This window comes from Bacillus sp. FSL E2-8887 (genome assembly GCF_038007205.1).
GTDB classification, from domain to species: domain Bacteria; phylum Bacillota; class Bacilli; order Bacillales; family Bacillaceae_G; genus Bacillus_A; species Bacillus_A mycoides.
This window is the reverse complement of sequence record NZ_JBBOWS010000001.1, coordinates 628,912-641,367: the sequence shown is the minus strand read 5'-3', so window position 1 is coordinate 641,367 and position 12,456 is coordinate 628,912. Positions and strand designations below refer to the sequence as shown.

At 33.8% G+C, this 12,456-nt stretch carries 11 protein-coding genes; 3 read left to right on the top strand and 8 right to left on the bottom strand.

Translation table 11 applies throughout. The features are described from left to right. Positions 1-85 precede the first annotated feature (85 nt). The 3 genes from NSQ08_RS03020 to NSQ08_RS03010 all read right to left on the bottom strand — a co-directional run bounded on the left by NSQ08_RS03020 (position 86) and on the right by NSQ08_RS03010 (position 1,585). On the bottom strand, positions 86-412 hold the full coding sequence (locus NSQ08_RS03020) for a nucleoside triphosphate pyrophosphohydrolase (RefSeq protein WP_340771370.1): 327 nt from the start codon (positions 410-412) through the stop codon (positions 86-88). 75 nt (positions 413-487) lie between these two features. After that, positions 488-622 carry a hypothetical protein gene (locus NSQ08_RS03015; protein WP_340780275.1) on the bottom strand — a complete coding sequence of 45 codons (135 nt, stop codon included), beginning with the start codon at positions 620-622 and terminating at the stop codon, positions 488-490. Between the two features lie 174 nt (positions 623-796). Further along, the gene (locus NSQ08_RS03010) at positions 797-1,585 is read right to left on the bottom strand and encodes an enoyl-CoA hydratase (RefSeq protein WP_002010905.1); all 789 of its coding nucleotides are present in this window, start codon (positions 1,583-1,585) and stop codon (positions 797-799) included. Between the two features lie 330 nt (positions 1,586-1,915). Here NSQ08_RS03010 and NSQ08_RS03005 point away from each other — a divergent pair, with 330 nt between their 5' ends. Then, on the top strand, positions 1,916-3,295 hold the full coding sequence (locus NSQ08_RS03005) for an O-antigen ligase family protein (RefSeq protein ID WP_340771365.1): 1,380 nt from the start codon (positions 1,916-1,918) through the stop codon (positions 3,293-3,295). Between the two features lie 98 nt (positions 3,296-3,393). Here the strand turns inward: NSQ08_RS03005 and NSQ08_RS03000 are convergent, their stop codons facing one another. The 4 genes from NSQ08_RS03000 to NSQ08_RS02985 form a co-directional block, all read right to left on the bottom strand. Then, positions 3,394-5,256 (bottom strand): S-layer homology domain-containing protein, encoded by a 1,863-nt coding sequence (locus NSQ08_RS03000; protein WP_088035283.1) that lies wholly within the window; start codon positions 5,254-5,256, stop codon positions 3,394-3,396. Positions 5,257-5,404: 148 nt separating this feature from the next. Continuing rightward, positions 5,405-6,493 carry a polysaccharide pyruvyl transferase CsaB gene (gene csaB / locus NSQ08_RS02995; RefSeq protein ID WP_002087333.1) on the bottom strand — a complete coding sequence of 363 codons (1,089 nt, stop codon included), beginning with the start codon at positions 6,491-6,493 and terminating at the stop codon, positions 5,405-5,407. Between the two features lie 143 nt (positions 6,494-6,636). Then, the gene (locus tag NSQ08_RS02990; RefSeq protein WP_340771359.1) at positions 6,637-8,157 is read right to left on the bottom strand and encodes a putative polysaccharide biosynthesis protein; all 1,521 of its coding nucleotides are present in this window, start codon (positions 8,155-8,157) and stop codon (positions 6,637-6,639) included. A 334-nt stretch (positions 8,158-8,491) separates the two neighbouring features. Next, complete coding sequence (locus NSQ08_RS02985) at positions 8,492-9,961, bottom strand: SulP family inorganic anion transporter (protein ID WP_340771355.1); 1,470 nt, start codon at positions 9,959-9,961, stop codon at positions 8,492-8,494. A 188-nt stretch (positions 9,962-10,149) separates the two neighbouring features. Here NSQ08_RS02985 and NSQ08_RS02980 point away from each other — a divergent pair, with 188 nt between their 5' ends. Continuing rightward, entirely contained in the window at positions 10,150-10,620 is a 471-nt protein-coding gene (locus NSQ08_RS02980; RefSeq protein WP_088035278.1) for a hypothetical protein, read from the top strand. A gap of 240 nt (positions 10,621-10,860) precedes the next feature. Here the strand turns inward: NSQ08_RS02980 and NSQ08_RS02975 are convergent, their stop codons facing one another. Further along, entirely contained in the window at positions 10,861-11,709 is an 849-nt protein-coding gene (locus NSQ08_RS02975; protein WP_340771351.1) for a MerR family transcriptional regulator, read from the bottom strand. Between the two features lie 79 nt (positions 11,710-11,788). On the opposite strand from NSQ08_RS02975, the gene NSQ08_RS02970 reads away from it, so the two are divergent. Continuing rightward, a complete protein-coding gene (locus NSQ08_RS02970; protein ID WP_340771348.1) occupies positions 11,789-12,421 on the top strand; it encodes a GNAT family N-acetyltransferase in 633 nt (210 codons plus the stop codon). Positions 12,422-12,456 lie beyond the last annotated feature (35 nt).

Genomic DNA, 12,456 nt, shown 5'->3' with positions numbered 1-12,456 from the left:
ATTTTCTAAATTGTAATAAAATTCACTTTACCCTAATCTTAATGACAAAAAAGCACAGCATTAACGCTGTGCTTTTTCTATAAAATTACTCTTCCGAAACGTCCATTAAATAAATCCCTCTTGTAAACCCGCCGCGCTCTTCTTCTTTCTGCTTACGAATACGCTCTACCTCTTCAATTGTTGCACCTTCTGCACCAGCTAATGAGACAATAACTTCAAGTGCATCTGCAAGTGAATCTAACGCATGCTCACGATCTTTCATCGAAGCAAATTCACGAATTTCTTCTGTACCAATTTTCGCTAACGCTTGTATGTAAGCTTGTCCTGTTAATTTTTGTGCTGTATATGTTTTTCCAGACATTAAGATTTTCTCCGGGACACGGTCTCTTACTAACCTGTTATAAGTTGACATCACTTATCCTCCTATTTTTAATAACACCCGATTGGTGAAGGCTAAATCAGTGGGGATGAACAAAACCCCCACTGATTAAAGTTTCACTTTATAGAAAAACCACTCTTTTTTCACATCCCGTTCTTTCTTCACTTCACCAGAGAAAGCAACAGTTGGATGTCCTTCAAAGAATAATGCAGTCCGTACCGCAAGAGATGGTGTAATATACAAGTAAAATCATAACGATAACACCGCTAATTTTCTTCATTTATTACTCCTAAAAAAAGTGCTAACACAATTATACTAAAATGTGTTAGCACTTTCTTCCCTTTATCTCGAATTAACGGGCAGTAAAACTAATAATCCGCGGGGGATAAACAAATCCCCACGGATTACAGCTTCACTTTATTCCCCTTTAAATGCTGGTAAACGTTTTTCTAGAAAAGCAGCAATACCTTCTTTATGGTCCGCTGTTTGCCTCATCGCATATTGACCACGCTTTTCGAGCTGAAGCGTTTGTTCTAAATTAGAACGATTTACTTCACATAAAATTTGTTTCGTTTGAATCATCGCCTTGATTGGTTTTTGTAACCATTCATTAATTTTTTGCTTCACAGCCGTTTGGAAATCCTCACCGATTACTTCATCAATTAAACCGATATCTAGCGCTTCTGTCGCTGATAATTTCTTCCCTTCCCAAATGATTTTCTTCGTCATATTTTCACCGACGCGCTTTTGAAGGAAGAAATGGCCACCACCATCTGGAATTAAAGCGATTCCAATAAAATTCATCGCAATAACTGATGATATATCTGCCATTACATAATCAGCTGTTAATGCAATACTTAATCCAAGTCCAGCAGTTGGCCCGTGAATTGCACTAATAACAAGCTTTGGCATCGTATATAACGTCACAACGATTTCAGAAATTGTATTCATGATGCCTTCAAACTTACTTTCATCATTACTTGAAAGCATTGATTTAATATCTCCACCCGCAGAAAAACCACGGCCACTTCCGCATAACACAACAACGTGAACAGAGCTTTCCGCTACTTCTTTCAACTTTTGTAATAACTCTTTTAACGTTGGTTCATCTAATGCATTTAAAACCTCTGGGCGATTGACCATAACCGTTGCTACGCGCCCTTCATATTTCACAACAACAGATTCTGTTTTACTTGTTACTTCCATTATATATACCCCTCTTTTCCACTTAAAGATTATACTTATATAATTATAGAAAGCATATTAAAAATCCTTCTTTTTTTCTTAATTTTCTGTCTAATTTTCTCGTAATTTGTATATATCTCCGTATAAAACATCCAATTTCGTTAAAAAATATAGAAATTAAAGTCGGTTTATCAATATTTTTCATCTATTTACCATTACAATGAAATGGTGTATTCTTAATTTTGATGCAAAAAAATAAATATTGAAATTCATTCGCCTTATTATGTAAATAAGGCTTTTATCCCCATCTCTTGGGTATTGAACTAAAGGAATGAAGAAATGGAGGAATATATGGTTAATAAGTTGAAACAAACGGATAACTACTTCCCGCATTTCCTATTGCTATTCATTGTGTTTCAACCAATTTTAGATTTATTAACGTCTTTTTCAATCTATGTATTACACATGAGCGCAACAGTTGGAATCGTAGTCCGTTTCGCCTTTATGCTTCTTGCATTAGGTTATCTACTTCTTCATAGAGAACAACCTGGAGCGAAAAAGTACATTCTCTATTTATGCCTACTCGGGATCGTACTAGCAATTGGTCTTGCAAATAATATGATGATTAAATCTCCAGTTTCATTTGGCGAAGAAGTAAAATTTATTTTAAAGAGCATATATCCAATTGTGCTACTGTTTGGATATATCATCGTCTTTAAAGAGTTGAAAAATAAAGAATATACGTTGCATAAAATCATTACATATTTCTTATATGCAACTTTAATTTTAAGCATCACACTGATTGTTGCAATGCAAACTGGTACAGATTTCCCAAGCTACCCTCACTCAAAGATTGGCTCAAGAGGTTGGTTCTTTGCTGGAAATGATTTAAGTTCTATTTTTGCAATTATGTTCCCAATCGTAGTGCTCTATTCGATTCATAAAACAACTTCTTTCTCGAAAATCTATTACTGGATTCCAACAATGCTTGCGATGTATGCAAGTATTATGGTCGGAACGAAAGTAGGATATGGTGCAATTGTTCTAACGCTTGGCGTGGCACTTTTATTCTCATTCATTGAATATATGATTCATCGCAAAAAAGAAGGAACAGGATTCACATATCTCGTAAATACAGTTGTTGCCGCTATTGTACTAGGAGGTTTAATTGTACTTACACCACATACTCCTATCGCAAAAAATATGGGCATCCACATGCAAATATACGAATACAAAAAATCAGTACAAGAAGAAAAGGATAGAAAAGAAGGAAAAGTAATTACAGAAGAAAAACATGAGCAGGGTGAACTAACAGACTCTGAAATGAAAAGTTTAATTTACAGTGATCGCGATAAATTTTTAAAAGTATACAAACAATACTATAAAGACGCACCACTATCACAAAAACTATTCGGAATGGGCTATGCTGGTAACTATACTGATAAAATTAAGTTAATCGAAATGGATTTCCATGACCTATTCTTTGCATTCGGAATCGTCGGTTTCCTTATTTACTTAATACCATTTCTATACTTCGGTATTAAATTATTCATTCGTATCATGACAAACTTCAAGAAAATATTAACTGTGAAATATATGCTATTAGCTAGCACCGTTGTACTATCAATCGGAATCGGCTTTATGTCCGGCCACGTATTAACAGCGCCGTCCGTTAGTATTTTCTTCGTCGTTATACTCGCTTACTTAATTGTTGATTTTGAAATTGAATAATAAAAAAGAAGGTGCTCAAAAAAGTCAGTTATTCTGGCTTTTTGAGCACCTTTTTTTAAAATGCATCTAAATAATCAGTTTTTCTCTTTTATATTTAATTAGTGTTTTACGTATTCTAAGTTTTCTTTTGCGATATATGCTTCATTTACAGCAGGATTATCAGAAATAATTTTAACCCACACTTGTCCATTTATCGTTTCTTCACCTGTAACTGTTACAACTTTATTTGTAGTTAAGCGATAAAGTCGTTCATTTGATCTATGAGGATCCTTTTTCACTTCCACATCATTCTTCACACGAGCAAGTTTATACTTGTTGTATTCTTTTTTACCTAAATAAGAATCAAAACGGTACATATGCCCTGCTACTTTTTTGCCCCAGTTCGCATCAGATGCATATTTCATATTTAAACCGGTAGCTTTATCACCTGTATATGTTGCTGTATAACGCCAATGTCCCGGATTTAAATATCCTTCATTCATGTATACTTTTGCAGCATGTTCAATACAATCTTCTTTTGAATTGAAAGATTCTCCGTTACCATATGGACTATCGTCTGTTGCTTTTAAACCAAACAAGTTATTTTTATCTTTTGCAAGAGCGCTTGTTCCATAATAGCTCTCATGAACTGCTAATGAATATAGGAATAATGCATTTACATTATACTTACTTTCTACTTCTTTAAATTTCTTTCCTAAACCGATTAGTGGAGAATCTGGTTTAACCGATTTTATGTAACTATCTAATTGTTCAGCTGTATAGTCTGTTTTAGAACGCAATGATAAATAATTGAAATATTGATAGAAAGTTTCATTTCCAAACGTCTTTCCATCTACACTATACATTTGCTGTCCTTGCTTCATGAAAGAAGGTGCCGCTCCATATCTAAATTCTGTATATCCAGGTGAACTTGTATTATATGTATAATATCTATGGTATAAATATCCATCTGATTTCACATAATAAGATGAGTTCTTCATTTCATTTGTAGGAATTAAAGTGATTTCATTTTTCTTCACATAACCTGTTAAATCAGAAAGTTGAACTTTCACACGATCTTCTCCAACTTCTAGCACTTTAAATTCCGTTCCATACTGAACATAAGTATAAACTGTTTGTAAATCGTTACCATAAACATTAATTATATTTTGTCCTTCTACTCGCTTCGCACTTGCAAATCCATCTTTAATCCATAAGAATTCATTTTCATACTTCACTGCATTAATACCTTTATTTTGCGCAGCTGTAACTGCTTCTTTATATGTATTATAGCGCTCTACTTCTTGCTCTGTTCCGTTTTCTCTTACATTTATCACGACATATTTCTTAGTTTCTACAGGATTGCTATTTCCGTTTTTTTCAATTGTCTGAAGCATGCGATCCAACATAGCTGAAGCCATACCTCTTGTAGCTGATAAATGTGGTCTAAATGTATTATCTTCTGGATACCCCTTAATAATTTGAGTAGCCACCATAACTTGTACATGCTCTTTATAGTTAATACTATCTTTATCAGTAAAGGTAAGCGGACTTACAGCTATTTTAATATTTTTATAGTCTAACGCTCGCTTTACCATTATCGACATTTCTTCACGTGTAATCACATCATTTGGTGAGAATGTCTCGTTAGTACGACCATTAATAATTTTCGCTCCATATGCTCTACTTACACCATCATATAAACCGTAAGTCTTCGGCACATCCTCGAAATTCGAATCAGCTTTCGGTAAATTTAAAGCCCTTGCTATGAATGTAGCAAACTCTGCTCTTGTTACTAACTTATCAGGCGCATATACATTCTCACCATACCCCATTAAAACTCCTTTAGTAATAAGTGAACGCATATGCGTCTCAAACATATGACCTGTAATATCATCATTTGCCGCATAACTTGAAATAGGAGTTAAAAGTAATGAACCCGTTAATGCCACTGCTGTTATACCTTTTGAAAAAGTCTTCACGGTTGTCCTCCTCGTAATCTACGAATTTATTATCACAAATTTGATTATATAATAATCGCAATCATTTTAGCATAATAAATAGAAATTAACATAAAACGTTTTTGTAATTAGAATTTTCATTAAATTGAAAAACAAAATAAAAGACACTTTACTTTTTTAATAAAGTGTCTTTTTCCATATGATCAATGAGTTTCTTTGTTGCCTGTTTGCCTTGCAACCGAAGTTCATCTATTGTTAATTGTAACTCTTGCTGCACAGTTCCTTGTTGCATTAATTGCTTTTTTGCAAGTTCATATAAATACTCAGCACTCCATTCGCCATCCACACTTCCTATAACTGGCTGATTCACTTGACTTAAAAACGAATCAATTTTCGGATCGTACGAAATCCCGACCATTGGAGTTTTGGCTACTGCAGAAAAAACAAGTGCATGAAGACGCATACCAATTAGTAATGAACATTGTGATAAAATGAATATTTTCTCGTCGATATCCATTTTATATGGAAGCATATACGTCTCTTCTCCCATTAATTCTATTACTTCACGCGAAGCTTTTTGATCAAATGGCTCATGCATTGGAACAAATAAAATTTGGTATCCTTCTTGCTTTAATTTTTTTAATGCCATAGCTAATTTTTTTATATAATCTTCTTTTGCATGCCAATAACGTACACTAACCGCGATTACTTTTCCATGTATAGAATGCTTTTGCAACCAATCCGATTGTTTTGTTCGTTTCCATGTTAAAACAGGGTCTGGAACAATTTCAATATCGTTTTTTATACCAAGTCCTTTTAAATATAAAAACGAATCCTCATCTCGAACTGATACATAGGAAGCTTTTGACAAGTTCCATTTTACTAATAGACGATTATATCCTTTTGTAATTGGCCCTATTCCTTGTGAATAAATATAATACGGCTTTTTTAATAATCGAGCGAGTCCCATAATACCCGTATAATATAGAATACTCTTCGTACTTGTCTGATCTTGAAGAAGGCTCCCGCCACCGCTAATAACTCCATCACTGTTTTTTATCGCATGATAAACAGCTTTTATATTCCAGCGATCTACCGATTCTACACCATACATTTCCTTTGTATATTTAGAATCATTTGATAGTACTACTAGTTCTATATCCGGGTTCTCTTTACTTAACGATTCAATAATTGATTGTAGAATCGCCTCGTCTCCAACATTATAAAAACCATAATATCCTGATAAGACTAAACGCACCCTAAATCTCCTCCAAAACTAGGTAACCGTTTATTTCATTTAACATAAACTGGTACCCATTCCTTACCTAAACACTTGATACCCTACATAGTTTCCTCTTTATCAGCTCATATGAATTTTAATAAAAAATTAAATTTCTATATTTATCTTTTCAAAAATGGTATTTTTTTTATTGATATCCATTTTAATTTCAAAGCACATACACCATACAAAATGGTTGTAATACTTAATGCTATACCACTGAATAATAACGTCATAATTCTTGAAGATGTAACATCTATCACATTACATAGTTCATACAATCCTAGTCCCAAAATACATGCTATTCCTAGCACACCAAAAAAGCTTTTTAAATGAATAGAATAGGCAATGTAGCTTCGAATATACAAATAATTTACAATACAAATCAATACGTAAGTAATTAATGTACTATACGCCGCTCCATCTATGCCAAACTCCTGCACTAACATCATGTTTAACACGACTTTCACACAACTCGCGCCAATAACAATCCATGCAGCTTGTGCAGAACGATTAATCCCCTGTAAAACACCTATTGATAATACCATAACCGCAGTAAAATACGAACTGCCAATCATAACTGTTAACATACTACTGCCTTTTACGTCTGTGAACAATCCGATATTTAACGGTACTGTTAATGCCATCAACCATATTGTTAACGGTGCTGTCAAAACATGCGCTAGTCGATTTGTATTTTGAATTGTTATTTTCGCCAAATTTATATCTCTTTTGGCCAATGCGGAAGTTAAGAGTGGTATTAACGGAAATACAATTGCACTTGCAAAAATAACAATTATTTGCGTGAATGCAAAACCGCGACTGTATATTCCAAATTGTTCTTGAATTTCTGTTGATGATCCTTGTAATACATGCGGTATTGTAAGCGAGTCTACTAAATTTAAAAGTGGCATTGATAAAGCTCCGATAGCGATTGGGATCGATACCCGCAATATCTTTTTGCCGTTTTCTCTTAAATCTCGGAGCGAATAGGAATTGCTTTTATTGTAGTATGGACTTCTATTATATTTTATACGCAAATATATAAGCGAACTAATGACTCCAAGAAAAGAGCCAACCATCGCACCACTAGTAATAACAGTATTACTCTTATCCCATGATACTAGTATGTAAGCAATTATTAGCATAAAAAACACACGTACAAATTGCTCAATGACTTGTGATACCCCTGTTGGTTTCATATCACCGAAACCTTGAAAATACCCTCTATAAACCGCCATGTATGGCGCAATGAGTAATGCTAATGAAGTAATAAGCAACGGCATTCTAGTTTCTTGTCCACCAAGCATATTTGCAATTTCAATAGAAAATAATACAATGACTAAACAGCCGAAAACGCCAAATGCTATCCCTATAATTGACGCTGATTTAAATAATTTCGCAATTTCCTTTTGCTTATTTTTTTCGTTCAACTCTGCAATTAATTTCGAAATTGCAAGCGGAACTCCGGCTACCGATAATGTAAGAGCAATCATATATACAGGAAAAACAAGGCGGAAAATACCGAGCACTTCATCTCCTGCAATATTTTGTAATGGAATTTGAAAAAAACTACCAAGCAATTTCGACAAAAAAGTTGTAATGGTTAAAATTGCTGCTCCTTTTACAAATGTTTTATTCATATTTTTTCTCTTTTCTTTTATACATATACTCTCAAACATATTGTTTTAAACGATAGGGATTCACTTTATCCCATTGATTATCATAACAAATTTATTATAGGTTGAATACTTGGTTTTTTTTTCAAAATAGAAAAGAGAACCAGTTCACGCCTATTTCTTCACAATTATTTTTCTAATTCCTTCCATTATATATGTACATATTATCACTGTTTCTGTTACTCAAAAAAGCTCTTCTTCTCTATCGATGCGATACATATTACTAAAAACATTATAAGAATATCCCACAACTCTACATTATAATGTATGTAAGATTGTGAGATATTCTAATTACCATCTAAACACTTAAGATTTTCAATTGCTCTTTCTGTTCATCGTTCGCCATTACTACGATTGTTTTTTCAATACTCGGATGTACTTGCTCAAGCTTTACACTTGCTCCTACTTTATTTGATTGCTCAACAAAATTTAATAATGCCATAGCTCCTGATACATCCATATAACGCACATCTTTCATACGTAAAACAACCGGTGACTTCACATCTTGTAAAGTAGAGAAAATACGATCTACTGATAGGAAAGAGAGCGGCCCTTGAATCGTGTACGTTTCTTCTCTTTCTTTTACGATAGAAGTTTTACGTTCTTTACACTTCACCATATATATGATGAACGAAAGAATAATACCGAATGCAACAGCAATCATTAAATCGAACTTCACCGTTACAATCATCGTTACGAGCATAACAACGACATCACCTTTAGGAGCGACATGCATCTTTTTCATGCTTTCCCAATCGAACATTCCAATACCAGTTAAAATTAAAATACCTGATAATACAGCAAGCGGAATGTATTGTACGACCGAACCAAGACCCATAATAAAAATAAATAATATAACACTATGCATACATGCCGAAAGTGCTGTTTTACCACCACTTCTTATATTCACGATAGACCTTACAGTCGCACCTGCACCTGCTAATCCGCCAAACAATCCGCTCATCATATTACCGATACCTTGTCCAATGAGCTCTTTATTACTTTTATGACGTGTACCTGTCACATTATCCATTACGACCGATGTTAACAACGAGTCAATCGATCCTAATAAAGCAATACTAAGCGCTGGTAAAATAAGTGTTGCTATTCCTGTTCCACTTAAAGATGGAATATGAAGCGTAGGCATCGCTTCTGGAATGGTTCCAATCTTTTCAATTACTTTATTTAATGAAAGATTTCCGATAATCGGTAACTTTACTGTAAGTCCTTCGAGTAGAGAAGAAAATAAAGGAAGCAAAGCTGTCACACCGACTAGTGCTACTAAACTAGACGGAATGGCCTTAATCCATTTTCCAGAAACAATCATTACAATGATCGTTAATAACACAAGCAGAAAGCTATTTTGTACGTGCTTCATTTCACCTAAAATAATAATCAGTGCAATCCCATTCATAAACCCTGAAACAACAGGATACGGAATGTAACGAACGTAAGAGCCGAGCTTACATACACCAAATAAAATTTGAAATAACCCCGCCATCATAAATGCAATAAAACTTGCTTCTAATCCGTGAGTTGCAATAACGCCCGTTGCAATTACTGTAATCGGCCCAGTAGGACCCGTTACTTGCCCCGGTGTACCGCCAAATAACGCCGCAAACAAACCTGCAAAAATTGCGCCATACAATCCGACAAGTGCTCCCTCAGACGTTCCCGTTGCAGCAATACCAAATGCAATTGCTAGCGGCAAAGCAACAATCGCAACAGTAAACCCTGCTAAACATTCCTTTGCTATTTTTTGAAACATATAAATAACCACCTTCACATTAAGTCCACGTTCCATTGTACACCTAAAAGAATACATTCGTTAGCCCACTTTTTACAGTATCGTGAAGTAAACGCATCCAAATAAAAGTTTCCCCCTTACCTTTGGAAACAATTACAACTATGCTATAATGAACAAATTAAATCTTTTACTATATACTTGGAGGCACTATGCTAACTTTTGAAGAAAAATTATCGATTATTGAATCTTTCCCGGAATTAGAAAGAAAGAACGTATCATTAAAACGCGTAAACTTTCACTTTGAAGAAAGTCGTTTAGATAAAAAGAACGTTGTATATCATTTACACCCAAATGGAAACGGATTTGTATATGCAAACTTCATTAAAGGTTATAGAACAGATGATAAAGGCATGATTAACATCCGCGAGTTTTCAGAAGAAGAACTGCGTTCATTAATTGAAAAAGTAATTGAACGTCTATCACAGGAGCAAGAGGAAATTGTAGCACCAATAGAACCTGCTGCCGAAGAGGAATGGCGTAACGAAGACGGTCATATCCTAACTCTTATTCAAGAGGATGACATGTGGAACGTTTACGCTGGCGTAAACTTAGACGGTACATTCAACTCTTATCCAGAAGCTGCGGAATACCTTGATGAAGAAGGTTTCTCACGCAAATAATACGTTCCTTACTACTAAAGAGGGCCGTCCCAGTTTTTTTGGGGATGGCCCTCTTTTTATTAATAGGTAGGCTATCATTGTCTTATTTTGTAGTTAAGCCGATATCCTTTGTCGAAACGTCGATATATGTAGAGTTGCGTTCGATATAATTTCATGCACTGTTGCAATTTAACCCAATAAGAACATAAATCCATTTCGAAATTAGGCTTTTTGGGCAGTCCCATCCATAAAATTATGGAATCAAAACTTCTTATTTTCACTATCCCCTATAAAAATTTGAATTTGACAACTATAAGACTCAGTATTAAAAAAATCATTAACTAACTCTACTTCAATAAAACTCGCCACTTCTATATTATTTTCTTTTATATATTTAATTGTGGTATTTCGACGTTCTTCTTCATTTTCTTTACTATACGCTAATGTTACATATTTCCCGCCCGGTAATACTTTTATATTTGGCATCTCTTCCATATGTACATGATCTTGTACTTTATTAAAAACATACTTTGGTTCTACATCCCACTTTTCATTGACATTGTATAGAATACCCATTTCCATTGACATTTTCTCTTCATAATCTTGAATAATTTTCTCTAAATCAGAATAATAAAGTAACTCTTGTAAACTCCCCACTTCTTTACAAGGTGCTACTATTACATAACGCTGCTCAAAGAACTTAATAGATATTTCATCATTCTTTAATATATCCTTTGAACTCCCTACTTTCGCATTTAAAACATCAATCGTTTCCATTACCTCTTTCATTTTCCTTATATGTTCTTCTGCTTCATCTCTCTTTAATTGTAAAAATTGCAGTAACTTGTCCGTATTACATTCCTTAAAAATCTCTTGAAGTTCTACTATACTAGTATTCAACTCTCTACAGCTTTTTATAATATCAATGTGAATGAATTGATCTATAGAATAATATCTATATCCTGTTGATTCATCAACATGTTTTGGAATAAGAATCCCCATCTTATGATAGTACCTTAACGCTTTTATCGTAATATCCTTTATTTTTGCAACTTCTCCAATAGAAAATAATGTTTTCACCTGAATCTCTTCCTTTTTATTTTTTCGCATGCAACTATTGACTCTCCCCTTAGAGGAGACATTACTATTTATAATAAGTCATTTACATTAATAAAGGGAGTATACAATTATGAACACAGTAAAATATAGAAGTCTTGTCAAAGAAGACTATGAGCCTATAAAACATTTAATTGGTGAGGCATTTGGATTTAATGAATTCATTACAGATAAAAAGTTTTTAAATTCAATATTAAACTTCTACCTACACAGTTGCATTTTAGGAAGCTCCTTTAGTAAGGTAGCTGAAAAAGATAATAAAATTATCGGTGTCATTTTAGGCGATTCCAAAAAAGATAAAAACCGTTTAAAGAGATTCCATAATACTGTTAGCTTTGCCTTTAACACGCTGAAACTATTCATGACGAATAAAGAGAATAGAGAGTTTTTAAAAGCATTTATAAAGGTTCAAAAAACATATAAAGAACTAATTCAAGGAAAAGAAGATCATTTTCAAGGCTGTATACAATTATTCATCGTATCCGAAGAATCTAGAGGTCTTGGAGTTGGGAAATCTTTATTAAATCACTTATTCCAATACATGACAAAAGAAGAAGTGACATCTTTATATTTATATACAGATAATGAATGCAACTATGAATTTTATGACAGACAAAACTTCCAACGTATACAAGAAAAAGCAGTTAATTTTGGACCAAAAGAAGAAGATTTCAACGTATTTTTGTACCGCTATAACTTTAACTAATAGTAACATTTACACTTCAATGCTCTTTGCTAATT